Genomic DNA, 25,528 nt, shown 5'->3' with positions numbered 1-25,528 from the left:
TAAATGTTATCGATAACATATGATCAATGACAACCGCAGCTTTGGGAGGAGCCACAGTGGAAGCCAAGAGACTGCTGGAGTTCCAGTCGATCACCAAGAGCTTCGGCGGCACGCAAGCGCTGCGGGACGTCTCGATCGACCTTCGCGAGGGCGAAATCCTCGCGCTGCTGGGGGAAAACGGCGCCGGCAAATCGACGCTCATCAAGACGCTTGCGGGTATCTACAAGCCCGATAGCGGCGACATCCTTTTTCGCGGCCAGAGCTACCATCATCGTCCCCCGAAGCCGAACGAACGGCAACAGGTTGCCTTCATCCACCAGGATCTCGGTTTGATCGAGTGGATGACGGTCGGCGAGAACATGGGCCTGTCACAGGGCTTCTCGATGCGTCGCGGCCTGATCGATTGGAACAGGACCCAGGCGCGCGCCAAGGAAGCCTTGAAACTGGTCGGCTGCGATTTTGACCCCACCACGCGGGTCTCGGCGCTGTCGCGCACCGAAAAGTCGCTTGTCGCCATTGCCCGTGCGCTGGCCGTCGAAGCCGACGTTCTGGTGCTCGACGAGCCGACGGCGAGCCTTCCCGCCGATGAAGTCGATCGGCTGTTCAATGCAATCCGCCCCTTAAAGGATCGCGGCGTCGGGATGATCTACGTCTCCCACAGGCTGGACGAAATTTTCCGGATTGCCGATCGGGTCGCCGTTCTGCGCGACGGATGCATGGTAGGACAGAAACCCGTCAGCGAGACCACCCCCGACGAGCTGGTGACGATGATCATCGGCCGCAGCGGCGACAGCCTCTTTTCCAAGACGGCGATCACGCCCGGCAAGGCGATCGTCAAGGTTCGCGATCTCGTTTGCGCCGGCACAGGCGCGATATCGTTCGATATCCGCGAGGGCGAGCTTCTGGGCCTGGCTGGATTGCGTGGCGCCGGTCAGGAACGGATCGGCCGCGCGCTGTTCGGTTGCGAGCCCTTCCACGGCTCGGTTCTGCTGCATGACGAGGCCCCCGACCTCTCCAGCCCGCGGCGCGCCATGGCGTCGGGCATCGGCTTGATCGCCCGTGACCGGACGGAGGAGTCCGTGGCGCTCTCACTTTCCATTCGGGAAAATACCTACCTCAATCCGGGCGCCGTCGGACGTGGGCTTTTGTCCTTCCTGTCGCCGCGCGGCGAAGCCGATCTTGCTCATAAGATCGGTCATTCCGTCGGCCTGCGGCCAAACGACCCGGATCTGCCGGTAGAGGCCTTGTCGGGTGGCAATCAGCAGAAAGTGGTCGTCGGCCGCTGGCTGGCGACCGGCCGCAAGCTGCTGGTCGCAGAAGATCCGACCGCCGGCGTCGATATCGGAGCGCGTGCGGAGATCTACCGTCTGATCACCCAGGCGCTCGAGGCCGGCCTCGCGGTTGTCGTGGTGTCGACGGACTTCGAGGAAATCGCCCATATCTGCCACCGCGCGCTGGTTTTCTCGCGCGGCAAAATCGTCAGCGAACTGACTGGAAGCGCTCTGACAACGGAGGCGGTCATCACGGCCGCATCCGCATCGGAAGCCGCTTGAGCCACCGGGAGAACAGCCATGCAATCCATTGAATCCACGGCGCTGGAGCCGACCAAGAGCGAAATGGCAGGTCTGTCCACAGGACAGAAGATCGGACGCCTGATCCCGGTCTACGGGCTGGTGATCCTGACCGTCGGCCTGATCGTCATCTTCTCGATCCTTCTGCCCGATACCTTCCCGACCCTGTTGAACGTCCGCTCGATCGTGTCCGACAAGGCAATCATTGCGCTTCTGTCGTTGGCTGCGATGATCCCGATGGCATCGGGCCGCATCGATCTGACCGTCGGCTATGGCATCGTGCTCTGGCACATTCTTGCCATCAGCCTGCAGACGGCCTACGGCCTGCCCTGGCCTGTCGCGGTCGTCATCGTTCTGGCGCTTGGCGTTCTCACCGGCTTCATTAACGGCCTGCTGGTCGAGGTTGCGAAGATCGACAGCTTCATCGCGACGCTCGGCACCGGAACGGTTCTATACGCGCTTGCGCTTTGGCACACCGGCGGGCGGCAGGTGGTCGGCGTCCTGCCGGAGGGATTCTATGCGCTGAACGGCACCATGCTGTTCGGCCTGCCGATCACGGGCTTCTACGTGCTCCTGATCGCAATCTGCATGTGGATCGTGCTCGAATACCTGCCGATCGGCCGCTATCTCTACGCCATCGGCGCCAATCCGAAGGCGGCCGCACTCAATGGCATTCCGGTCCGCAAATTCGTGATCGGCGCATTCGTCACCTCGGGGCTGCTTGCGGCTCTGACCGGGGTCCTTCTCGCCTCGAAGCTGCGTATCGGCCAGGCAAGCGTCGGCCTCGAATATCTCCTGCCGGCGCTTGTCGGCGCGTTCCTCGGATCGACGACGATCAAGCCGGGACGGGTGAACGTCTGGGGCACCTTGATCGGCGTCATCATCCTGGCGGTCGGAATATCAGGAATTCAGCAATTCGGCGGGTCGTTCTTCGTCGAACCGCTGTTCAACGGCGTGACCCTGCTGATTGCCATCGGCATAGCAGGCTACGCCCAGCGCAAGCGCGGAGCTGTGAGGAGGATCACACCCGCATCCAAATGAGGATGCCGGCTCATCCCGGCATTTCACAACAAACAAAATGGAGGAGTGAACATGAAGCGCAGAACATTATTGCAGGCAACGGTCGCAACCGTCGCCGTTATGCTGAGCATGCCGGCATTGGCCGATTCAATGGCCGATGCCAAGGCCGTGGTCGAAAAGTATGCTTCCAAGGTGAGCGCCTGGGATGGCCCGACGAGCGGCCCCAAGGGCGCCACTGGAAAGAACATCGTCATTCTCGCCGCCGACATGAAAAATGGCGGCATCCTCGGCGTGGTCAATGGCGTTCAGGAAGCGGCAGGCGCGCTCGGCTGGACGGTGAAGGCGCTTGACGGCGCCGGTTCGATCGGCGGGCGCACCGCGGCTTTCGGCCAGGCTATGGCGCTGAAGCCGGATGGCATCATCATCAACGGCTTTGACGCGGTCGAACAGAAGCCGGCGATGGAAGCGGCCAAGGCTGCCGGAATTCCGATGGTTTCCTGGCACGCCGCCTCGGCCGTTGGTCCGGTTCCAGAAGTCGGTGTCTTCGCAAACGTGACCACCGATGCGATGGAAGTGTCGAAGTCCGCGGCGGATTGGGCCTTTGCCGATGCAGGCGGCAAGCCGGGTGTCATCATCTTTACCGACTCCACCTATGCGATCGCGATTGCCAAGGCCGATCGCATGAAGAAGGAGATCGAGGATCTCGGCGGCACGGTGCTCGAATATGTCGACACGCCGATCGCCGAAACCTCTCAGCGCATGCCGCAGCTCACCACATCGCTTCTGCAGAAGTATGGCGCGAAGTGGACGCATTCGCTGGCGATCAACGACCTTTATTACGACTTCATGGGACCTTCGCTCGCCTCGGCCGGCATTGCAGGTGATGGAAAACCGGTGAACGTCGCAGCCGGCGACGGTTCGGAGAGCGCCTATCAGCGTATCCGCGCCAAGCAGTTCCAGGCCGTCACGGTGGCCGAGCCGCTCAACCTCCAGGGCTGGCAGCTCGTCGACGAATTGAACCGCGCCTTTGCGAAAGCTCCATGGTCCGGCTACGTGTCGCCGCTGCATGTGGTGACCAGCCAGAACGTCGAGTTTGACGGTGGACCGAAGAACAGCTTTGATCCCGACAACGGCTATCGCGATCAATACAAGAAAATCTGGGGCAAATAACCCTTCCAGTCAGGGCGTATCGACCGATACGCCCTGATATTCCGACAACACACCACCATCGATCCAGCTCCGGCGAGTTTTGGAAAAGAGAACCTATGATCATTCGTTATGCTTTGTTTGAAGGCGAAATCCATCCCGGCAGAGAAGCGGAATTTCGCGAATTCGTGCGGCAGCGGCTCGTCCCTCTCTGGACGAAATTTCCGGGCGCCGAGGAAATCCGGGTGCTCGACGGGATGGAGCGCGACGAAGGCGCCCCGATCTATGCCATGGCGCTCGCCATTCGCTATCCCGATATGGATGCGGTGAAGGCAGCACTTCTCTCCGACGTGCGGTCAGAGAGCCGAGAGGTCACCGGCGAACTCCTGCAGCTCTTTACGGGCAAGGTGCATCACCACGTATTCTCGGCCAACGAATACGCGCCGCATGTTGCCTGACATCAGGCGAGCCGGACGTTCACACGGTTCGGGCGCCTGAAAGGGCGTCAGTTGAGCTAAGACGCTTAAGCGCCCGCGGACGAACGTCCCAGGCGCTTTTTTCATGCCTGCCAAACGCGACCATCCTGCGAAGGCGCCGGATGCGACCGTTCCGGTTGCCCGACTTTTGAGGACAATTTTTCCTCAGCGCCACTTTCATTAAACTAAATAGTCTATCGATTTAGTGGATTATATTCCATCTTACCGTGCATCGCTCCTGCAATCAGCAATCCGAAACGGGAAGATCGACGATGACGTTGGCTAAGATGACATTGGCAAAGACATTCAAAATTGCGTTGTTCAGTCTGCTTGGTCTCGGTGCCATTCATGGTCCGGCGGTAGCCCAGACAGACGCCCCCCTGCTTTCCAAAGTGCCGCCAGGCACGGTGCTGACGATCGGCGATCCGGTCACGCAGAAAGCTCTCGAAGTGTCCGGCCTCGGCAAGGAGCTCAGTTTTGAAGTCAAATGGGCCAATATCAGCGGCGGGCCGCAGACGTCGGAAGCTTTCCGCGCTCATGCGCTCGATGTCGGGTCGGTGGCCGAGATCCCCTCGATCTTCGCCAACTGGAACAATCTGCCCGTTCGCAACATCGCCTATCGCGAACGCCGTGACCCGATTGCCAATCCCATCTACCGCTTCGGCATCGCACCGGGCGCGACCGTCAAGACGCTGGCGGATTTCCGCGGCAAACGCATCGCCTTCAGCCCGGGACAGGCCCAGGGCACACTCGTTCTGCGTGCCCTCCATGCCGCAGGCTTGAAGAGCAGCGACGTCACTCTGGTGGAACTGCCAAGCACCAGCGATGTCTATCCGAAGGCATTGGCGAGCAGGCAGGTCGACATCGCGCCGCTCGGCGGCGTCTACATCAGGCGCTACATCACCCAATACGGACCTGATGGCGCGACCCTCGTGGAGCATGGCCTGCGGGATGATCCGAGCCATCTTTATGCGCCGCAATGGGTTCTGGATGATCCCGCCAAGGCGGCAGCTCTCGCCGAATATGTCGGGCTGTGGGCGCGCGCTACCGAATGGGTGAACCGCAACCCGGACCTCTGGATCAAGGAATATTACGTTGGTCAGCAGGGGCTGAGCCAGGAGGACGGGGAATATCTCGTCAAGCTGACTGGCGAACAGATCGTTCCCGCCGATTGGAGCGAAGTGAAGAAGCGCCACCAGGAAACCATCGACCTGCTGGCAGACGAGCTCGGCTACAAACCCCTCAATGTGGAGCAGATTTTCGACAATCGCTTCGAAAAGCTCGGCGCCGCGGCTTTGGCCAAGAGCCAGTAACGTTCGACACCCCTTCGGAGAGGAGATCTGAAGCATGGCAACCACTTGGGATGCAGATGAGGCGAAACTATCCCTGACAACAAGCGGGAGAGTTCATGGAGGCTCACGCGCGACAAAGCTGGCCGGCCCGGCTAGCTCTGCTGGCCTGACTGGCTCCGCCGGCCCACGGGCCCGGCGCAGGCTGGGTCCCGGACCCGCGATCCCTTTCGGGTTGCAGATCGGGCCGGTATTGCTTGTCCTGACCTGGGTCGTCGGTTCGGCATTGGGATGGATCGACCCGCGCATCCTGTCGGCGCCGTGGACTGTCATCGAGGCTTTCGTAAGGCTCATAGAGCAGGGTCGCCTGCAGGACAATTTCGTGACGTCAGCGACACGCGCCCTGCTCGGGCTTGGCATCGGATTGCTGATCGGCACGATCCTGGCGGTGATCGCCGGTCTTTCCCGGATCGGCGAAGCTCTGATCGACGGGCCGGTCCAGATCAAGCGCGCGATACCGACGCTGGCCCTGATCCCCTTGCTGATCCTGTGGTTCGGCATCGGCGAGAGCATGAAGGTTACGACCATCGCGCTGGCCGTCATCGTGCCGATTTATATCCACACCCACAACGCGCTCCGCAGCATCGACAGCCGTTATGTCGAACTGGCCGAGACGCTGCGGATGAGCCAGAAGGACTTCATCCTTCAAGTCGTGCTGCCGGGCGCCCTGCCGGGTTTCCTTCTGGGCCTGCGGTTTGCCGTCACCCTCTGCTGGGTTTCTCTCGTCGTGGTCGAGCAGATCAACGCCACCAGCGGGCTCGGATACATGATCGATCTTGCCCGAAATTACGGGCAGACCGACGTCATTCTCGTCGGCCTGGTGGTCTATGTGCTGCTCGGACTCGTCTCGGACGGTCTCGTCCGCCTGCTTGAACGGAGGGTTCTCTCATGGCGCCGCACCCTGGCAAACTGAAGCCCACAACCAAGGCCGTCCACGTGCGAAACCTCGCACGCCGGTTTGCGACGAAGACGATCCTCGACGGCGTCGATCTCGATATCGAGGAAGGCGAGTTCGTCGCCCTGCTTGGCCGCAGCGGCTCCGGCAAAAGCACGTTCCTCAGGGCTCTTGCCGGTCTCGATCATGGTGTCGAGGGAACCGGCACCCTCGAGACGCCGGAGAGCCTTTCGGTGGTTTTCCAGGACGCCCGCCTGCTGCCCTGGCGCACCGTCATCCAGAACGTCACGCTTGGCCTACATGGACCTTCCGGCCAGGAAGCCGGACGGAAGGCTTTGGCGGAGGTAGGACTTGCAGGCCGGGAAACGGCCTGGCCGAACCAGCTTTCGGGTGGCGAGCAGCAGAGGGTCGCTCTTGCCCGTTCGCTGGTGCGCGAACCAGCCCTGCTTCTCGCCGATGAGCCGTTCGGCGCGCTCGACGCGCTGACCCGGCTGAAAATGCACGATCTGCTGCGGGAGTTGTGTGCAAGACACCGTCCCGCCGTGCTGCTCGTCACCCATGACGTCGACGAGGCGATTTCGCTGGCCGACCGCATACTGGTTCTCGACGAAGGCCGCCTCATCGAGGATCTCAGGATCGATCTGCCGACGCCGCGCGATCACGGCGATCCGCGTTTTGCGCAATTCCGAATCCATCTTCTCAGCCGGCTCGGGGTCGAGCTTCCGGGCCGCAAGGCCGCCTGACATCAGCAACAGTGCAATTTGATCTGGGGATAAGCCAATGAGCACATCGAAACGGCAAATGCGGCTTGGCGCGTTCATCATGGCGACGGGCCATCATATCGCCGCCTGGCGCCATCCGGAGGCGCAGGCCGATGCCGGCCTCAATATCGATCACTACCGCGAGCTCGCCCAGACCGCCGAACGCGGCAAATTCGATCTCGTCTTCGTCGCCGACAGTCCGGCGGGATGGGACCGCGCCAAGGACCCGGAGGCGCTTCGCCGCACCGCCCAGGGCGCACATTTCGAGCCCCTGACCCTTTGGGCTGCCCTCTCCCAGGTGACCAAACATATCGGCTTCGTCGCCACGGCATCGACGACCTATGAGGACCCCTACCTGCTGGCCCGCAGGTTCGCCTCGCTCGACTATATCTCCAAGGGTCGTGCCGCATGGAACGTCGTCACGACAGGTGCGGATGTTTCGAAGAATTTCTCAATCGCAGGCCATCCCGCCCATGCTGATCGTTATGAGCGGGCCGAGGAATTCGTCGACCTGGTGAAGGGCCTATGGGATTCTTACGAAGACGATGCCTTCATTCGCGACAAGGAAAGCGGGGTCTATCTCGATCCCGACAAGGTGCATCTCGTCGATCACAAGGGCAAGTTCTTCTCGGTGGCCGGTCCGCTCAACGTCGGCCGTCCGGTTCAGGGCTATCCTGTCATCGTGCAGGCCGGCGCATCCGAACCCGGGCGCGAACTTGCCGCCCGCACGGCCGAGATGATCTTTACCGCCAACCAGACCTTCGAGGATGCGCAGGAATTCTATTCCGACGTCAAAGGGCGGCTCGCCCGCTACGGACGCCGGCCGGACGAACTGCTGATCAGTCCCGGCATATTCCCGGTTCTCGGCGGGACCGAAGCGGAAGCCCAGGCGAACTACGACCATATCCAATCGCTGGTTCATCCCTCCATCGCCTGGAATATCCTTGCCCGCCACTACAAGGGTGTCGATCTTTCCGGCTACTCGCTGGATGATCCCGCCCCTCCCCTGCCTGATAATACCGAACTCAACAAAAGCCGCCTCAAGCTGGTTTCCGACCTGGTATCGCGCAACAATCTGACGCTGCGCCAGTTCTATCTGGCGGTCGCCACTGCTCGCGGCCATCGGACGGTTGTGGGAACACCCGAGCAGATCGCTGATGCGATGCAGAGCTGGTTCGAGAACGGTGCTGCCGACGCGTTCAACATCATGCCGCCGATCCTGCCCACCGCCTTGACCGATTTCGTCGATCAGGTCGTCCCGATCCTGCGCAAGCGCGGCCTGTTCCGGCACGAATACGAAGGCACGACGCTGCGGGAGAACCTGGGCCTTCAGCGCCCGCCGAATGGCTTTGTGGTTCACGCGGAGCAGCAGCAGGTGCAGGCCGCCATATGATTTCCCAGGGGGCTTCCCCTGGTTTCCTTGTTCCAACCACACAGAACCGCAGCATCGCATGAGCAATAATTCCGAATTTCTCTGGTATATTCCCAACGACGTCAAAGCCGGCCATCGCGGCGATTCCGCCGTCGAGAACCACAACAGCCTGGATACGCTGACCAGCCACGCAAAGGCGCTGGAGGAACATGGCTGGAAGGGCGCGCTCATCGGCACCGGTTGGGGCCGCCCCGACACGTTTACCGTCGCAACTTCGCTCGCCGCCCGGACGACCACCTTCGAACCGCTCATTGCGATCCGTCCAGGCTATTGGCGACCGGCGAATTTCGCTTCCGCGGCAGCGACGCTGGACCATCTGACCGGCGGCCGCGTGCGGATCAACATCGTGTCGGGCAAGGACAACCTTCCTGCCTACGGCGACAGCGAGGGCGATCAGGCGCACCGCTACGGTCGCACCAAGGAGTTCATGCGGCTGGTCCGAAGATTATGGACCGAAGACAATGTCACCTCGGCGGGCGAGAACTTCCGGGTTGCCCACTCCACCGTGGTGCCACGCATCCAGGTCCGCGGCGACCGCCGGCACCCCAAATTCTATTTTGGCGGCGCTTCGGAGGCGGCCGAGCGGGTGGCCGCCACCGAGGCCGATGTCCAGCTTTTCTGGGGCGAGCCGCTCGACGGTGTCGGCGAACGGATCGCGCGGCTCAAGGCGTTGAGCAGAGAACTGGACCGCGACCTCCCGCCGCTGGAATTCGGCCTGCGGATAACGACGCTGGTCCGCGACACCACCGAACAGGCCTGGACTGACGCCGAGGCGAAGGTCGCCGAGATGGCCAGAAGCAAGGGCACCGGCTGGCATGATCACCAGCGCGCGCTCGCCGTCGGCCAGCAGCGGTTGCTCGATCTGCATGAGCGCGGCGACGTCCTCGACGACAACCTCTATACCGCGCCGGGCAAGTTCGGAGGCGGCGGAGCCGGCACCACCTGGCTGGTCGGTTCGGCTGAAGACGTCGCCCGTTCGCTGCGCAAATATCAGGATCTCGGCATCACCCACTTCGTGCTGTCCGACACGCCCTATCTCTCCGAAATCAAGCGGCAGGGCGATCAGCTTCTTCCGCTGCTACGCGGCTGAAGCCGGAAGCGCCAACGCTCCGGCACCGCAGCTGCAATTCATGCCGATTGCCGAGACCTTTCGGCAAATCACTACCCCGGTGCCAGGACGGCGTCGCGTAGTCGCAGGCAAGCCGCAAAGCCTTGTTGCGCAGGGGAGTCCGAGGATTTCGCAACTACCGGGAGAGCGCTCGTCAAATTGTCCATCCGAAAAGCGCAAATGCTATCCAAATAGAGCGCTATAGCCATGCTCTGCCGGCTCCGTTTACACTCTCTAAAATATATTCCTCTAATTTTTTTTAGATATCGGGACGACGTTCTTTGAGGGCCGTCACCTCCGCCATGATGGCGGGCCAGGCACCCGAATTTCGCATCAAAATCGGCTTTTATTGCTTTGACGGATGTCCCGTATCTCAAGCGCGATTCCGGGCACAGGGGTGCCTGTCGGATGCACTCGGAGACACCGAGGCTCTGCATTTGAATGAGACATGACAAGCAATCCTGGCTGCCGAGACATCCTTCCAACAAACCTCACCGCGAGGGGAGAGTGCATATGAAGAATATCATGAGTTTCGGGGTTGTGGCGCGCCTGGCGCTTGGCTTCAGCGTTCTCCTTTTGCTGATGGTCGGCCTGACCATCTATTCGACGGAAAAAGTTGCGCAGATCAACGATAAGCTTGGAACCATCAACGACGTCAACAGCGTGAAGCAGCGGTTTGCCATCAACTATCGCGGCAGCGTGCATGATCGGGCAATCGCCATCCGCGACGTCACTCTGGTGACGTCTGCCGATGAACGGAAGACCGCCGAGGCATTGATCGAGAAGCTGGCCGCCTCCTACGCCGAGAATGAAAAGCGCATGGCGGATATGGTTGCCTCTCCGGCCGGTGCGACGGAACAGGAAAAGACCGTTCTCGGTGAGATTGCAGACATCCAGGCGAAGACCAATCCTCTGGTCGCCCAGATTATTGCACTGCAGGAGAAGGGCGATGGCGAAGCCGCTCGCAAGATCCTGCTCGAACAGGCGCGACCGGCTTTCGTTGCCTGGCTTGGCGCCATCAACAAATTCATCGACTATCAGGAAGCGCTGAACAAATCGATTGGCGGCGAGGTTCGCAGCACGGCAAGCGGCTTCAAGCCATTGGCCCTGACCGCGCTTGGCATTGCGGCTGTTCTTTCACTCGTTGCCGCCGGTGTGACCGCACGCACGATCGTCGGCCCGCTGGCAAAACTTCAGCTTTCGCTGAAGGCGATGGCGGACGGCAATCTCAATGGCGATCGCCGCCTCGAAGCGCGAGGCGATGAGATCGGCAAGCTCGCACGGGCCGTGGCCGGGCTGCGCGACGCAATTTCGGCAAAGGCCGAACGGGAAGCCGACGCCGAGGCGAAGAGAGCCGTGTCGGAGCGGCATCGGCTCGAGCAGGATGCCGATGAACGCCGCACCCTTGCCGAGCAGACGGACCAGGCTGTCGGTCAGCTTGGCGATGCATTGCAGGCGCTGGCTGACGGCGACCTTACACAGCAGATCGGCACTCCGTTCATTCCGTCTCTGGAAAAGCTCCGCGCCGACTTCAATTCTGCGGTCGAAAAGCTCCGTGCCGCCATGCAGAAGGTTGCCCAGAACGCCAGCGCCATCGCCGCCGGTGCACAGGAAATCCGCTCGGCCTCGGACGATCTCGCCAAGCGGACCGAACAGCAGGCAGCCTCGGTGGAGGAAACCGCCGCTGCCCTGGAAGAGATTACGACCACCGTTGCCGACTCGAGCAACAAGGCTCAGGAAGCCGGCCAGCTCGTCCGCAAGACGAAGGATAGTGCCGAGCGGTCGGGCAGCGTCGTTCGGGATGCGGTCGATGCCATGGGCAAGATCGAATCCTCCGCCACCGAAATCGGCAGCATCATCGGCGTCATCGATGAAATCGCCTTCCAGACCAACCTGCTGGCGCTCAATGCCGGCGTCGAAGCCGCCCGTGCCGGTGAGGCAGGCAAGGGCTTTGCCGTTGTCGCTCAGGAAGTGCGCGAGCTGGCGCAACGCTCCGCCAAGGCGGCAAAAGAAATCAAGGAACTGATCAACGCTTCGAACGGCCACGTCAAAAGCGGCGTGGCCCTGGTTGGCGAGACCGGAAGGGCGCTGAAAGAGATTGCCGAGCAGGTACAGCAGGTCGACGGCAATGTGGGGGCCATCGTCGGCGCTTCGCAAGAGCAGGCGACGGGGCTGAAAGAGATCAATACGGCTGTCAACAAGATGGATCAGGGGACGCAGCAGAACGCCGCCATGGTGGAAGAAGCCACAGCGGCCGCCCACAAGCTCGCCAAGGAAGCCGACGCGCTGTTCCAGCTGCTGGGCCAGTTCAACATTGGCGGAACGGTGGCACCGAAGCGCGTAGCGCAGCCCGCTGCCGCGGCGCCCCGTGCTCAACCGGCGCCCTCGCCTGCGCGCCAGATGATTGCCAAGGTGGGTAAGTCGTTCCAGACGAATGGGAATGCAGCATTGGCCGGCGACTGGGAAGAGTTTTAAGTCGCCCTGATCTTTCTCCAGCTTATGCTGGAACGCCAAAGCGGCATAATTTTGCGAAGGGCAGCGTTTGCTGCCCTTGGCATTTTTGGATCAAGAAGGTGAGCATGATATTGTCCGAAAACCGCTCACACTTTTCGACATCATGCTCTAGGCCCGGACCGGAGCCTTGGCCGGAAGCAGGGCGTTGACCAGGACGGCAACGGCGATGTTGGCCGCAAGCGCCAGCAGTCCCGTGTAGACGGTGAAGGGTTCACCGCCGAGGCTGATCAGATGCAGAGGCTTCCAGCCGGCATCCCAGACGAGGAAAGTACCGCCGCAGAAGCCGACGAACCAGCCGGCAAGCAGGCCGGGTGCACGGAACCAGTTGGTATAGAGGCCGAAGACCAGCGCCGGAAGCGTCTGCAGGATCCAGATCCCGCCGAGCAGCTGCAGGTCGAGTGCGAATTGCGTCGGCAGGAAGATGATGACGAGAAGCGCACCGATCTTCACGACGAGCGAGGTGATCTTTGCGACCTTCGCTTCGCCCGCATCGCTGACGTCAGGATCGACATAGGCTTTCCAGAAATTGCGGGTGAAGAGATTGGCGGCGCCGATGCTCATCACTGCCGCCGGCACCAGCGCACCGATGGCGATCGCCGCAAAGGCGAAGCCGGAGAACCAGCCCGAAAACAGCGTCTTGAACAGCGTGGGAACGACGTCATTGGCACTGTCGAGCTTCAGGTTGGCGGCATGCCCCATATAGCCGAGCAGCGCCAGAAGGCCGAGCAGCAGCGTATAGGCGGGCAACATGATCGCATTCTTGCGGATCGTCTTGCCGCTGTTGGAGGCAAAGATGCCCGTCAGCGTATGCGGATACATGAAGGCCGCGAGCGCCGAACCCAAGGCGAGCGTGGCATAGGCGACATACTGATTGCCCCCGAGCAGCAGGTTGCCGGAACCCTTGGCCTGGAAGGCCGCATCGGCCGAGGCAAAGACATTGGCGTAGCCTCCGAGTTTCGACGGGATCAGTGCGACGGCCGCGATCACGACGATATAGATCATGATGTCCTTGACGAAGGCGATCAGGGCGGGCGCGCGCAGGCCCGCGGAGTAGGTGTAGAGCGCCAGCACGATGAAGGCGATCGCCAGCGGCAGTTCACCATGCAGCCCGAGCGCCTTCAGCACCGCCGTCATGCCGACGAGCTGGAGGGCAATATAGGGCATGGTGGCGATGACGCCTGTTGCCGCGACGGCGAGTTCGAGACCGCGCGATCCGTATTGACCGTGGACGACGTCGCCAGCCGTCACATAGCCGAAATCCTTGGCGCGTTTCCACAGAACGGGCATCACCATGAAGACGAAGGGATAAACGACGATGGTGTAGGGCAGCGCAAAGAAGCCGTAGGCTCCCACGGTATAGACCAGCGCCGGGACGGCGATCACGGTGTAGGCGGTATAGAAATCGCCGCCGACGAGGAACCAGGTGATCCAGGTGCCGAAATTGCGTCCGCCCAGGCCCCATTCGTCTATACTCGCCAGCGTTTCCGGCTTACGCCAACGAGAGGCAACGAAGCCCATGACGGTGACGAGCACGAAAAAGAAGATGAAGACGGCAAGCGCCGTGCCGTTGATGTCAGTCGTCATGGCGAGTGCTCCGATAGGCGATCCAGGTCAGCGCTGCGGTGATCGGCACCCAGAGAAGCTGATACCAATAGAAGAAGGGAAAGCCGAAAAGAGATGGCTCGCGGACATTGTAAAATGGCGGCCAGAGCAGACCTATGTAGGGAATGACAAGCAGCCAGAGCGCTGCCTTGCTACGTGGTTTTTCCATGTCGGAATACCTTTCAGGCGCCGCGGGCGGCGGTCGCCATGTTCCAGTTGTCGGCGTGGAAGGCAGGTCTGTCAGCCGGCGGCCGCGGCAGGCCCGGCACGGGTCGCTCGAGGTTTTCCGACCGATCGGAAGCTGATGTAACGCATGTGAATTCCTCCCAACGGCTGGCACTTGGCCAGCCGTGGATGGAGTCCTATGGCGCCGGTTTTAAGCTCGCAAGATCGAGGCGGCACTGAAATGCCGAGGCCTACCCAGAACTGGGTAGACGCGATTTATCCGACTTTCGAGACGATGCCGTGATCGAGCGCATAGCGGATGAGGCCCGCTGTGGTGGCAATACCGAGCTTCTTCTTGAGGTTCTTGCGATGGGTTTCCGCCGTGGCGGAGGTGATCCCGAGCGTTTCGGCGATCTCCTTGTTGCTTCTGCCGGCAACGATCAGCCCGAGAATGTCGCGTTCGCGCGGTGTCAGGGGATCGCTTCCCTCCTCTGCGCGTTCGCCCATCAGCGCGTCGAAGACACCGGACGAGAAATATGTCCCCCCACCCGCCACGGTCTCGATCGCCGAGACGATCTCGTCCGTCGAAACGTCCTTCAGGATGTAACCGGCAGCGCCATGCATGACCGAGGAGGAAATATACTCGCGGCTGTCATGCATGGAGAGCATCACGACCCGCGCCTGGGGAAGTTCGTTCCTGAACAATTCGATCGCATCGATGCCGCTCAGCTTCGGCATGTTGATGTCCATCAGCACGACCTGCGGCAGGACTTGCCGGCCGATCTCCAGCCCCGCTTGGGCGAGCCCCGCCGTGCCGGCAACTTCGATATGGTCGAATGTTTCGAGCACGGCCTTCAACCCGTCCAGCACCAGCGGATGGTTGTCGATCAAGAGCACCCTGATTTTCGGGCGTTCCGTCATGCAGCTTCTGCCTGCCGATCGGCGGGACGACTAGCCGATTTCGGCAGCATCGCCGTCAGCGTCGTGCCGGCCTCGCTGCTGTTGATCAGCAGCAGGCCGCGGAAGTGGGCCATTCGCTCCTGCATGTTGCGCAGGCCGAGACCTGATCTGCCGGACACACCGTCCTTGATGCCGTCGAAGCCACTGCCGTTGTCGGTGACGGTCATGCGGGCGCGGCCGTTATCGCTCCAGAGCTTGACCGCAAGCTTGGAGGCGCCCGCGTGGCGTTCGACATTATTGAACGCTTCCTGTGCGACACGATAAAGCGCGGTATTGGCTTCGGCCTTCAGCGTGTCGATGAAGCCTGAGGCGTCGATCTTCGTCTCGATCCCCGTCCGCTCGGCAAAATGATAGCAGAGTGCCTCCAGCGCGGCCGTCAGGCCGAGGTCGTCGAGCACGCGCGGGCGCAGATCGTGCGACAGCCGTCTGATTTCCTTGATGGCGCCGTTCAGCGCCTCGACACCGCGGTCGATGGTGACAGCCGCATCGTCGACATTGGTCCTGACCTTGCGGCCGGCAAGGTCCATCGCATAGCGCACGCCGACGAGATTTTGGGAAATGCCGTCGTGCAACTCGCGGGCTAGCCGCGCGCGCTCTTCTTCCTGCGTATCGATGACCCGCTGTGTCAGCTGCTTGAGCCGGCTGTCGGCCATGCGGCGCTCGTGGAACGTCAGCAGCATGCAGGTCGTGAAAACGACAAGCACCGAAGGCACGGCGATCAGCGCGACGATGATGAAGGTCCGTTTTATGTTGGCGCGCATCCCGGCGTTGGCGGCAGCACTTTGGGCAAAGACGTCATCCAGGTAAACGCCGGTGCCGACGACCCAGTGCCATTTGTCGAGACTGACGACGAAGGAGAGCTTGTCGGCGATCTGTCCGGTCGATGGTTTCTGCCATTTGTACTGATGCAGGCCCCCGCCCGCTCTTGCCGTGGCGATCAATTCGGCAATGACCTTGTCGCCATCCGGATCGGTGAGGTCGAGCCAATTGTGCCCATGGCGGAAACTCTGGCGCGGATGGACGATGTTGTTGCCGTCGTAATCGTAAACGAAGAAATATCCGTCCTTGCCGTAGTCGAGCGAGGTCAGGATCGCCGCCACCTGCTGCTTGGCGGCTTCATCGTCGGGACCGGCATTGTCATAGATCGTCTGGATGGCGGACAGGGCAAGGTTGGTCAGGTTGAGGATCTCGGCTTCCTTGGTCTTCAGCATGTTCTGTTCGAACGTGTCGATGCTGTTCTTGGCGAGGTTTGCCGATTGCCAGGTGATGAAGGTGGTGATCGCAAGGATCGAAATGACGAGTGGAACGATCGCCAATGCGATGATCTGGTGTCGTAACGTCAACGATCATTCCTCCCGAGAATTTGCGCCGGGAATTATGCCCTTTGTCAAATGCGAGTCCAGCGGCTTGTCGGCGTCCCGATCCGTGGCAGCCGGAACCAATGCCGGCGGGGCATCGCGTGCGCGCTAGTCCAGGGGCACGAACAGGCCGAGCTTGACGTCCCGCAACACGACATTCGTGTGCATGCGGCGGATCTGCGGATTGTCAGCCATGATCAAGGCAGCGATATCGTCATAATGCTCGACGTCGCGGGCGGTGACGATCGCGATCAGATCGACCGCGCCTGTGACGTAATAGACCTGCTGGATGTGATCCTGCTTCTCCGCCCAGAGGCGGAACTTCGCCAGCGCGTCGTAATTGTCCCGCTCGATCTCCATCCCGACGATGAACACCATTGCTGTGCCCGTCGCCTTGCGGTCGACGACGGCTACCTCCGCCTTGATGATCCCTTCCTCGCGCAGTCGCTTCAACCGCCTCTGCACGGCCGAGACCGACAGTCCGATCCGTTCGGCGATCGTTTCGGCTTTCAGCTGGCAGTCGCGCTGAACGATATCGAGAATGTCACGGTCAAAACGATCGAGTTGTTCCATTGTCCAATCCTGGTTCTCGCCGCAGCAATTCACGCATTCTGCCGTACTTGCCGCACGAGGAAGATTATTTTGCATAAAATATGCAGAATAGATGAAAACTGCGCGAAAAAACCGCGTTATTTTATCATTATCCTTCGCAAGCTCAATTCAGCCGGAACCATGCATGCCAGATCAACCCTTTCCTGCTCTTCGTGTCGAAGATCTTCATAAAAGCTTCGGCTCGCAAGAGGTTCTCAAGGGTATTTCGGCGCAAGCCCACAAGTCGGACGTGATTTCGATCATCGGCTCGTCGGGCTCCGGCAAGAGCACCTTTCTCAGATGCATCAATTTCCTGGAAACGCCGGATCGTGGCCGCATTGCCGTGAACGGCGAGGAGATTGCGCTGAAGATGGGGCGGGACGGCCGGTTGCAGCCGCGCAGCTGGCGGCAGATCGAACGGATACGCACTGGGCTCGGGATGGTCTTCCAGAGTTTCAATCTCTGGGCCCATCGTACGGTGCTGGAAAATGTCATCGAGGCGCCGGTGCACGTCATGGGCATGTCGCGACGCGAGGCCATCGAAAAAGCCGAGGCCCTGCTCCACAAGGTCGGGCTGTTCGACAAGCGCGATGCCTATCCCGCTTTCCTCTCCGGCGGTCAGCAGCAACGCGCGGCGATTGCGAGAGCGCTGTGCGTCGATCCTGATGTCATGCTGTTCGACGAACCGACTTCGGCGCTCGATCCGGAGCTGGTCGGCGAGGTCCTGAAAGTCATCCGCGATCTCGCGGAAGAAGGCCGGACCATGCTGATCGTCACGCATGAAATGCGCTTCGCCCGGGATGTCTCCAGCCGTGTTCTCTTCCTGCATCAGGGACGGATCGAGGAAGAAGGCCCGCCGGAGCAGATATTCGGCGCGCCTGTCAGCGCCCGCTGCCGGGAGTTCACCGGCCTCAGCGCCCACTGATGCATTTCGAGCTCTCAACGACAACACAACACAAACCAGGAGAATCCTGCGAATGAAACTGCTTCCCACGCTTTTCGCCGGTGCGGCACTCGTGCTTTCCGCCGTCACCGCACAGGCCGAAGTCCGCTTCGGCGTCATGAACGAATCCTATCCGCCCTTCTTCGCCAAGGACGCCTCGGGCCAATGGCAGGGATGGGAAATCGACCTGATGAATGCCGTATGCGAAGAGATGAAGGAGAAATGCTCGATCGTCGAGATTTCCTGGGATGGTCTCATTCCGGCTCTCCAGAGCAAGAAGTTCGACGTGATCTGGTCATCGATGTCGAACACCGCGGAACGCTCGAAGGTGATCGACTTCACCGACAAATATTACAACACGCCGAGCACCTTGATCGGCCCCAAGGACCAGAAGCCGGGCGCCACCGCCGAGGACGTGAAGGGCAAGACCATCGGCATCCAGGTGTCGACGATCCAGTCGGAATATTACAAGAAGTATTTCGCCGCCGCTGCCGAGGAAAAGACCTACCAGACGCTCGATGAGGCGTTCCAGGATCTCGCCTCCGGCCGTATCGACTATGTCTTCGGCGATTCACTGGCGCTCGACGCGTTCCTGAAAAGCGATGGCGGCAAGGATTGCTGCGCCAAGATGGGCGACGTCGCCGACGACAAGGAGATTCTCGGCGCCGGCGTTTCGGGCGGCCTGCGCAAGGAAGACACGGAGCTGAAAGCCAAGCTGAACACGGCGATCGCTGCCGTCCGTGCCAGTGGCCAGTACGACACCATCAACAAGAAATACTTCGATTTCGACATCTACGGCGCGAAGTAAGCAGTCCGAACGATGGCGACCGCGCAACAGGGTATTCTGGACCTGCTGTCTCCCTATCCTCCGGGATGGGGCGGCGTTCTTTTGGCAGGTGCAGTCTCAACGGTCGCCATCTCGGCTTGCGCCTTCGCGATCGGCCTGCTGCTCGGCACCGGCGGCGCGCTTGGAAAGCTTTCGGGCAACCGCATGCTGCGCCTGCTGCTCGATCTCTATACCACGCTGATCCGCGCCGTTCCCGAGCTGATCCTGATCGTCGGGCTCTATTATGCCGGCACCGACGGCCTCAACCGGCTGCTCGCCGCGTTGGAGCTGCCGCCGGTCAATGTGAACGGCTTCGTCGCGGCCGTCGCCGTGCTGGGCTTCGTGCAGGGTGCCTACATGACGGAGGTGCTGCGCGGCGCGATCCTTGCCATTCCCGTCGGCCAGATCGAGGCCGCCAAGGCCTTCGGCATGGGACCGGTGCTGAGGTTCCGCCGCGTCCTGCTGCCGGCGCTCCTTCCGAACGCGCTGCCGGGTCTTGCCAATCTGTGGATGTCGGTCACCAAGGACAGCGCGCTGGTGGCGGTCGTCGGCTACCAGGAACTGGCGCTCGCCACCCGTCTTGCCGGGGCAAGCACCAAGCATTACTTCGTCTTTTTCCTTGCTTCGGCCCTTCTCTATCTCGCCATCACGCTTGTTTCCAACGTCGTCTTCAAACTGATCGAGGGACGGGTACGGCGGGGACAGCCGCGCCTTGCCTGAAGAAAGCGCCCCATGAGTTTCACCTGGATCTCTTCCTATTGGCCGCTGCTTCTGACCGGCGCCTGGCAGACCGTTTGCCTGCTGGTGATCTCCGTGGTGTTCGGCTTCGCCCTCGCCATAGGCCTCGCGTTTGCGCAGGTCAGCGGCGGCAGGCTGACGCGGCTCCTGGCGCGGAGTTACTGCACCTTCTTTCGCGGCACGCCGCTGCTGATACAGCTGTGGCTTCTCTACTATGGGGTTGGCTCGCTGCTGCCCATGGTCCCCGGCATCCGCCAGAGCCTGTTCTGGCCGATCCTGCGCGAGGGCTTCTTCTTCGCCGCCGTCAGTTTTACGCTGAACTATGCAGCCTATGAGGCAGAGGTGTTGCGCGGCGCGCTGCTTGCCGTTCCCAAGGGCGAGCTCGAAGCGGGCCGGGCCTTCGGCCTGTCGCCCTGGATGTTGACCCGCCGGATCTGGCTGCCGCGCGCCATTCGCATCGCCCTGCCGACGATTGCAGGAGAGATCGTCATGCAGCTCAAGGCGACGCCGCTCGCCTTTACGGTGACGGTGATGGATCTCTACGCCGTGGCAAACAAGGTTCGGCAGGACACGCTGCTCGTCTATGAACCGCTGCTGGTCGTCACCCTCTTCTATCTCGCCTTGACCGCAGTGATCGCCCACGTCTTTCGAGGTCTCGAAGCGCAGGTGCCGGTTCGCCGCTAGGCCGACGGGAAAGGACTGGCCCATGAATTCCCTGGCGCACGAACCACGTGCACCCCGCCTACCTTGTTATGAAAAGCCCGGCGCCGCTGACGGCGCGACAGCCTGAATGGAGACCTCTTGATGAGCACGACGCGAATTCTCGATGGCGGCATGAGCCGCGAACTGCTGCGGCTGGGTGCCGAGCTGAAACAACCGGAATGGTCGGCATTGGCGCTGATCAACGCGCCGGATATCGTCCGTAGGGTACATCAGGAATTCATCGCCGCCGGCTCTGAGGTCGTTACGACAAACAGCTACGCGCTCGTGCCCTTTCACATCGGCGAGGACCGGTTCTGGAAGGAGGGGGCGGCGCTGATCCGTCTCGCCGGTCGCTTGGCGCGCGAGGCGGCCGACGCCACCACGGATCGGAAGGTGCTGGTTGCAGGTTCGCTGCCGCCGATCTTCGGCTCATACGAGCCGCAGAACTTTCAGCCTTGGCGGGTGCAGGATTATCTCGAGGTGCTTGTCGAAAACCTTTCTCCCTTCGTCGATATATGGCTCGGCGAGACGTTGAGCCTGATCGCCGAGGCAGAGGCTGTCCGCAAGGCGGTGGCGACGTCAGGCAAGCCGTTCTGGGTGTCCTTCACATTGGCCGATGACGAGGCAGCCATAAGGGGCGGCGAACCAAAGCTCCGCTCCGGCGAAAAGGTCGAGGATGCGGCATCCTGGGCGGTTTCATCGGGCGCCGAAGCCCTCCTGTTTAATTGCAGCAAGCCCGAAGTCATGCAGGCGGCGGTAGAGACGGCAGCGCGTGTCTTCCGAAAGATGGATGCTTCCATCGAAATCGGCGTCTACGCCAATGCCTTCGAAGGGGAGCAAGGCGACGCAGCCGCCAATGAAGGCCTGCACGAGACCCGCGACGATCTGAATGACGACGCCTATTCGCGCTATGCCTGCTCCTGGGCCGAAGCCGGCGCGACGATCATCGGCGGCTGTTGCGGCATCGGTGCCGCCCATATCCATCGACTCAAGAAGACGCTTTTGGGTTAAAGCGGCACGTCGGGAACTCGGCTATTTCGCAATGGTCATTTGGCGTTCGACGCCGTCTTCTGGAGTTCGAGGAGAAGCTCGATCAATTTCGGGGCCATCTCCCTTATTTCCGAAAGGTGGACGGCGCTCAGTCGCGTCAGAAGCTCATCCGCCTTATCAGTGAGCAGAATGGTCTGGCGGCGCCTGTCGGCCGGATCGGTATGACGTTCGACCAGTCCCGCATCCGAGAGCCGCCCGACAAGTTCGGTCGCCGTATGCGGCGCGATAATCAGCCGCTCGGCCAGCATGCCGATGGTCATGGCATCGCCCCGTTGTCCCCTGATCGCCAAAAGGGCCTGATGCTGCTGCGCGGGCAGTCCCTCCGACTGGGCGGCCGAAGCGCTGAAGTCCATGAATTGGCGAAGCGCAAATCGGAGATCGGCGAGAGCCTCGTAGTCCTTCTGTCTCAGCGGCGCGGTCTTCTTCAAAGCTCTTCTCCTCTGCCGCAACGGCTGCCAGGGTCAGGAGCCATTCCGCCATCTCGAATAGATGGGCACCCGACAGCCGGTCAAGGGAGGCATCCCATGAGACATTTTCGCCTTCATGCTTTCACCCATTGATTTATATCGTATCACGATATATTGACGCGCCTCAAGCGTATCCATTTCCGGCGTAGCAGAGGCTTCCATGGCGCAGCATCCACCAAACAACCGGCCGCACGATTTCACCGGCGGCCTTTCCCGGCGCGAGGCCGGCGACTTCACCACCGACCGGCGGGTCCTCCTCCTGGTCGGCATGTCCATCATTGTCGGCACCGCCGGCGCATTTGCTGCCTGGTGTCTCGTCAGCCTCATCGCGCTGGTGACGAATGTCATCTGGTTCGGTGAGATCGGCATCCAGCCCGCCTCTCTGGCTGCCGTTCCGCGTTCGCTGTGGGTGGTGCTGGTTCCGCCGCTCGGCGGTCTCGTCATCGGACTGATGGCCCGCTTCGGATCGGAAAAGATCCGCGGCCACGGCATCCCCGAGGCCATCGAGGCCATCCTGATCGGCGGCAGCCGGATGTCGCCGAAGGTCGCGGTCCTGAAGCCGCTGTCATCGGCAATCTCCATCGGAACCGGCGGCCCGTTCGGCGCCGAGGGGCCGATCATCATGACCGGCGGTGCGATCGGATCGCTTTTCGCACAATTCTTTCACATGAGTGCGGCCGAGCGGAAGACGCTGCTTGTCGCCGGCGCGGCTGCAGGCATGACGGCCATCTTCGGTTCGCCGATCGCTGCGGTCATGCTGGCGGTCGAACTGCTGTTGTTCGAATGGAAGCCGCGCAGCTTCATTCCCGTCGCCGTTGCCGCCTGCGTGTCGATCTGCTGGCGTCCGCTGCTGTTCGGCACTGGCCCACTGTTCCCGACCCATTTCCAGGTGATCTTGCCCTGGTGGGGGATTTTCGCCTGCGCGGCGATGGGCATCATCTCAGGTCTGCAATCGGGATTGCTGACGACGCTGCTCTATCGGATCGAGGACCTGTTCGAGGCCCTGCCGATCCACTGGATGTGGTGGCCGATGCTTGGCGGTCTCGTCATCGGTCTCGGCGGCCTGATCGAACCGCGGGCAATGGGCGTCGGTTACGACATCATCGATGGCTTGCTCAACAACCGGCTGCTCGCCCCGGCTGTCATGTCGATCCTGCTGGTGAAGACCGTCATCTGGTTGTTTGCCCTGTCGTCGGGCACTTCGGGCGGCGTGCTTGCGCCGCTTCTCATCTTCGGCGGTGCTCTCGGATGGCTGGTCGGCCTTGTCATGCCGGGCAACGATCCCGGCTTCTGGGCGCTGCTCGGAATGGCGGCGATGATGGGTGGAACCATGCGCGCGCCGCTGACGGGCACTTTCTTTGCGATGGAGATCACCGGCGACGTCAGCACGCTCGTTCCGCTGCTTGCCGCAACCGTGGTGGCCTATGCCGTCACCGTCCTGCTGCTGCGCCGCTCGATCCTCACGGAGAAGATCGCCCGCCGCGGTCAGCACATCACCCGCGAATATGGCGTCGACCCGTTCGAACTATCCCGAGCAAGGGAGATCATGATCAGCGATGTCGACACCCTTCCCGTCGCCATGACGGTGGGAGAAGCGTGCGATTTCTTCGCCTCTCAGCAGAAAACGCACCGGATCTATCCGGTGGTCGATGCGACAGGCAGGCTGGCCGGCGTCGTATCGAGAGCCGACGCTCTGCTCTGGCAGGGGAATCCGGACCTCGCCAGTCAGACGCTCGCGGAAAACGTGACGGATGATTCCGTTCCGGTGGGGCATCCTGACGATACGGTCGCATTCATCGCCGATCTGATGCTGTCGACGGGCGACGGACGCATTCCGATCGTCGATCCGGCCTCAGGGAAATTGTGCGGCCTGATCGCACGTAAGGATCTGCTGCGGCTGCGCAGTTCCTACAGGTCGGCCGAGCTGGATCGGCGCCCGTATCTCACCGCCGGAGCGAAGAGCAAGTCGCGATAGCGGTCCGCGGGCGTCCTCCGCATCGCGACTCCTATTGCCGCGCGGCCCGCATGGATCAGGTCTCATGCGGCGCGCGCTGACGCTTGAAGACTTCAGTGCAGTCCGAACAGGTTCAGCAACTCTTCGCGGTGTCGAACGAATTCCGGTGCGCTGCGGTCGCGGGGACGGGGCAGGTCGATTTCGATCAGGCGCGGCTCGCCGCCCTTTTCCCGCGGCAGGATGAGGATCCGGTCGGCCAGGTAGATCGCTTCCTCGAGATCGTGGGTGACGAGGATGGTCGTCACATCCTCATCGCGCCAGATCCGTGCGAGTTCCTGCTGCATGCCGATCTTGGTCATCGCGTCGAGCGCGCCGAGCGGTTCGTCGAGCAGCAGGATCTCGGGCTGGACGGCCAGAGCCCGGGCGATGCCGACGCGCTGGGCCATGCCGCCGGAGAGCTGGCGGGGATAGGCCGCCTCGAATTGCTGCAGGCCGACGAGCTTGACATAATGGCGCGCCCGCCCCCTCGCCTGCTCACGCGACAGACCGCTTGTTTCCAGCCCGAAGGCGACATTGTCGAGCACGGTCAGCCAGGGCAGAAGGCGCGGTTCCTGGAAGATGACGGCGCGTTCTGTGCCCACACCGCGTATCGCCTGGCCATCGACGAGGACCTCGCCGGTATCGGAATCCTCAAGGCCGGCCAGAACTCTGAGCAAGGTCGTCTTGCCCGAGCCGCTGGCGCCGACGATGGCGAGGCTTTCGCCGGAGCGGACGTGGAGGTTGATATCCCTGAGAACCTGCAGCGGTGCCCCGTTCAACCTGTAGGATTTGGAAAGGTGACGGATCGTCACCTCCCCGCGACGCGTGTCCTCGGCGATGCTCATCACCATTCCTCAGTTGCTTGCCGGCTTGGCGTCGGCGGTCAAGAGGATGTCCTTGGCCGCCAGCTGGCCTTGCTTCAGCTTGCCTTCGCGAACCAGCACGTCGATCCAGAACTGGATATCGCGCTCGACCGGCAAACCGCCGGCGCGCACGCCATAGCCGCGGAAGTACTGTGCGATATCAGCATTCTCACCCCGCTCACCGAGCGCCTTGGCCAGGATCTTCTTGGTTTCTTCCGGATGCTCGCGGGCGTAGTCGAGAGCGCGAGCCGACTGCTCCACGAAAATCTTCGCAGCTTCAGGATGCTCGCGAGCGAAATCACGGCGCAGGACTACGAAGCCCCCGGCGATGTCTCCAAGCACATCGGTATCGTCGAAAATCGGACGCAGGCCGCCATTCTTCAGCGCAGCCCCCTCGAAGGTCGTCTGCCAGTAGCCGAAGGCGGCAATATCGACCTGCTTGGAGCGCAGCACCTGCTCGAGCTGCGGCCCGGGAACGACAAGCTGATTGGCTGCGTCCGCCGGCAGGCCGACGGAATGCAAGGCTTCGCGGATGGTATAGTCGAGATGGGCGCCGAGCGTATTGACGGCGATGCTCTTGCCGGCAATGTCCTTGATATTTTTGATCGGGCTGTCTTCGAGCACGTAGAAGGTCGACTGGACCTCGTCATTGATGCCATTTGAGGGATAGGCGGCGACAAAATCGTTGCCGCCGATGATCGAATTCAGGACGGCGGAAGTTGCGGCGCTGCCGATCTCGACATCACCCGATGCCAGAGCGATCAGCGAGGCCGGGCCGCCCTGGGCGTAGCCGACATTTTCCAGCGTGATGCCCGTTCCGTCGAAATAGCCGAGTTCGGCGGCGAGTTCATGGGCGGCAAGACCACCCTGGCTGGCGAGATAGCGCAGCTTAACCGTATCGGTGGCTGCGGCCGGCGTGGCAAGGCCGAGAGCGATTATTGCCGGTAGGAGGAGGTTGCGGGGATGGAACGTCATGTGGTGGGTCCTTTCGGAAGCGG

24 protein-coding genes are annotated in these 25,528 nt (G+C 61.6%); 16 read left to right on the top strand and 8 right to left on the bottom strand.

Going from position 1 to position 25,528, the window contains the following annotated elements; translation table 11 throughout:
• The first annotated feature begins 56 nt into the window (after positions 1-56).
• From C3Y91_RS33105 to C3Y91_RS33060, 10 genes are all read left to right on the top strand, one after another.
• A complete protein-coding gene (locus tag C3Y91_RS33105; RefSeq protein WP_024320282.1) occupies positions 57-1,553 on the top strand; it encodes a sugar ABC transporter ATP-binding protein in 1,497 nt (498 codons plus the stop codon).
• Positions 1,554-1,571: 18 nt separating this feature from the next.
• Positions 1,572-2,612, top strand: a complete 1,041-nt coding sequence (locus C3Y91_RS33100; protein WP_017968678.1) for an ABC transporter permease — start codon at positions 1,572-1,574, stop codon at positions 2,610-2,612.
• Between the two features lie 51 nt (positions 2,613-2,663).
• Positions 2,664-3,761, top strand: coding sequence for an ABC transporter substrate-binding protein (locus tag C3Y91_RS33095; protein ID WP_027688675.1), 1,098 nt, complete (start codon positions 2,664-2,666; stop codon positions 3,759-3,761).
• 95 nt (positions 3,762-3,856) lie between these two features.
• Positions 3,857-4,195 (top strand): hypothetical protein, encoded by a 339-nt coding sequence (locus C3Y91_RS33090; RefSeq protein WP_130773249.1) that lies wholly within the window; start codon positions 3,857-3,859, stop codon positions 4,193-4,195.
• Between the two features lie 305 nt (positions 4,196-4,500).
• Positions 4,501-5,526, top strand: coding sequence for an ABC transporter substrate-binding protein (locus C3Y91_RS33085; protein ID WP_130693645.1), 1,026 nt, complete (start codon positions 4,501-4,503; stop codon positions 5,524-5,526).
• A 34-nt stretch (positions 5,527-5,560) separates the two neighbouring features.
• Positions 5,561-6,475 carry an ABC transporter permease gene (locus tag C3Y91_RS33080; protein WP_027688672.1) on the top strand — a complete coding sequence of 305 codons (915 nt, stop codon included), beginning with the start codon at positions 5,561-5,563 and terminating at the stop codon, positions 6,473-6,475.
• Positions 6,451-7,200 (top strand): ABC transporter ATP-binding protein, encoded by a 750-nt coding sequence (locus tag C3Y91_RS33075; RefSeq protein WP_168576297.1) that lies wholly within the window; start codon positions 6,451-6,453, stop codon positions 7,198-7,200. Before C3Y91_RS33080 ends, C3Y91_RS33075 begins: the two co-directional genes overlap by 25 nt.
• 37 nt (positions 7,201-7,237) lie before the next feature.
• Positions 7,238-8,611 carry an LLM class flavin-dependent oxidoreductase gene (locus C3Y91_RS33070; protein ID WP_131589047.1) on the top strand — a complete coding sequence of 458 codons (1,374 nt, stop codon included), beginning with the start codon at positions 7,238-7,240 and terminating at the stop codon, positions 8,609-8,611.
• A gap of 58 nt (positions 8,612-8,669) precedes the next feature.
• Complete coding sequence (locus C3Y91_RS33065; RefSeq protein ID WP_130827282.1) at positions 8,670-9,740, top strand: LLM class flavin-dependent oxidoreductase; 1,071 nt, start codon at positions 8,670-8,672, stop codon at positions 9,738-9,740.
• A 531-nt stretch (positions 9,741-10,271) separates the two neighbouring features.
• A complete protein-coding gene (locus C3Y91_RS33060; protein WP_168576296.1) occupies positions 10,272-12,233 on the top strand; it encodes a HAMP domain-containing methyl-accepting chemotaxis protein in 1,962 nt (653 codons plus the stop codon).
• A 147-nt stretch (positions 12,234-12,380) separates the two neighbouring features.
• Here C3Y91_RS33060 and mctP read toward each other — a convergent pair whose 3' ends face one another.
• The 5 genes from mctP to C3Y91_RS33035 all read right to left on the bottom strand — a co-directional run bounded on the left by mctP (position 12,381) and on the right by C3Y91_RS33035 (position 16,930).
• Complete coding sequence (gene mctP / locus C3Y91_RS33055) at positions 12,381-13,856, bottom strand: monocarboxylate uptake permease MctP (RefSeq protein WP_168576295.1); 1,476 nt, start codon at positions 13,854-13,856, stop codon at positions 12,381-12,383.
• Positions 13,846-14,043, bottom strand: coding sequence for a DUF3311 domain-containing protein (locus tag C3Y91_RS33050; protein ID WP_018070686.1), 198 nt, complete (start codon positions 14,041-14,043; stop codon positions 13,846-13,848). Before C3Y91_RS33050 ends, mctP begins: the two co-directional genes overlap by 11 nt.
• Before the next feature lie 272 nt (positions 14,044-14,315).
• Positions 14,316-14,960, bottom strand: a complete 645-nt coding sequence (gene mctR, locus C3Y91_RS33045) for a two-component system response regulator MctR (protein ID WP_018070685.1) — start codon at positions 14,958-14,960, stop codon at positions 14,316-14,318.
• The gene (gene mctS / locus C3Y91_RS33040; protein ID WP_168576294.1) at positions 14,957-16,342 is read right to left on the bottom strand and encodes a two-component system sensor histidine kinase MctS; all 1,386 of its coding nucleotides are present in this window, start codon (positions 16,340-16,342) and stop codon (positions 14,957-14,959) included. The genes mctR and mctS overlap by 4 nt, the downstream gene beginning before the upstream one ends.
• A 123-nt stretch (positions 16,343-16,465) precedes the next feature.
• The gene (locus C3Y91_RS33035; RefSeq protein WP_003555489.1) at positions 16,466-16,930 is read right to left on the bottom strand and encodes an Lrp/AsnC family transcriptional regulator; all 465 of its coding nucleotides are present in this window, start codon (positions 16,928-16,930) and stop codon (positions 16,466-16,468) included.
• A 163-nt stretch (positions 16,931-17,093) separates the two neighbouring features.
• Between C3Y91_RS33035 and C3Y91_RS33030 the strand changes: the two genes are divergently transcribed.
• From C3Y91_RS33030 to C3Y91_RS33010, 5 genes are all read left to right on the top strand, one after another.
• Positions 17,094-17,873 (top strand): ABC transporter ATP-binding protein, encoded by a 780-nt coding sequence (locus tag C3Y91_RS33030; RefSeq protein WP_130665979.1) that lies wholly within the window; start codon positions 17,094-17,096, stop codon positions 17,871-17,873.
• A gap of 52 nt (positions 17,874-17,925) precedes the next feature.
• Positions 17,926-18,699, top strand: coding sequence for a transporter substrate-binding domain-containing protein (locus C3Y91_RS33025; RefSeq protein ID WP_018070682.1), 774 nt, complete (start codon positions 17,926-17,928; stop codon positions 18,697-18,699).
• 12 nt (positions 18,700-18,711) lie between these two features.
• Positions 18,712-19,437, top strand: a complete 726-nt coding sequence (locus C3Y91_RS33020; protein WP_018070681.1) for an ABC transporter permease — start codon at positions 18,712-18,714, stop codon at positions 19,435-19,437.
• A 12-nt stretch (positions 19,438-19,449) separates the two neighbouring features.
• Positions 19,450-20,139 (top strand): ABC transporter permease, encoded by a 690-nt coding sequence (locus tag C3Y91_RS33015; protein WP_018070680.1) that lies wholly within the window; start codon positions 19,450-19,452, stop codon positions 20,137-20,139.
• A gap of 120 nt (positions 20,140-20,259) precedes the next feature.
• A complete protein-coding gene (locus C3Y91_RS33010; protein ID WP_130769960.1) occupies positions 20,260-21,168 on the top strand; it encodes a homocysteine S-methyltransferase family protein in 909 nt (302 codons plus the stop codon).
• Positions 21,169-21,203: 35 nt separating this feature from the next.
• On the opposite strand, the gene C3Y91_RS33005 is transcribed toward C3Y91_RS33010, so the two are convergent.
• The gene (locus C3Y91_RS33005) at positions 21,204-21,635 is read right to left on the bottom strand and encodes a MarR family winged helix-turn-helix transcriptional regulator (RefSeq protein ID WP_130769959.1); all 432 of its coding nucleotides are present in this window, start codon (positions 21,633-21,635) and stop codon (positions 21,204-21,206) included.
• A gap of 199 nt (positions 21,636-21,834) precedes the next feature.
• Between C3Y91_RS33005 and C3Y91_RS33000 the strand changes: the two genes are divergently transcribed.
• A complete protein-coding gene (locus tag C3Y91_RS33000; protein ID WP_018070677.1) occupies positions 21,835-23,649 on the top strand; it encodes a chloride channel protein in 1,815 nt (604 codons plus the stop codon).
• A 92-nt stretch (positions 23,650-23,741) separates the two neighbouring features.
• Here C3Y91_RS33000 and C3Y91_RS32995 read toward each other — a convergent pair whose 3' ends face one another.
• A complete protein-coding gene (locus C3Y91_RS32995; protein ID WP_018070676.1) occupies positions 23,742-24,512 on the bottom strand; it encodes an ABC transporter ATP-binding protein in 771 nt (256 codons plus the stop codon).
• Positions 24,513-24,521: 9 nt separating this feature from the next.
• Positions 24,522-25,505 carry an ABC transporter substrate-binding protein gene (locus C3Y91_RS32990; RefSeq protein WP_130662901.1) on the bottom strand — a complete coding sequence of 328 codons (984 nt, stop codon included), beginning with the start codon at positions 25,503-25,505 and terminating at the stop codon, positions 24,522-24,524.
• Positions 25,506-25,528 lie beyond the last annotated feature (23 nt).

This window comes from Rhizobium ruizarguesonis (assembly GCF_012349115.1).
Taxonomy (GTDB): domain Bacteria; phylum Pseudomonadota; class Alphaproteobacteria; order Rhizobiales; family Rhizobiaceae; genus Rhizobium; species Rhizobium ruizarguesonis.
Note: the sequence above shows the minus strand (reverse complement) of the source record. Positions and strands in the feature narration are given on the sequence as shown.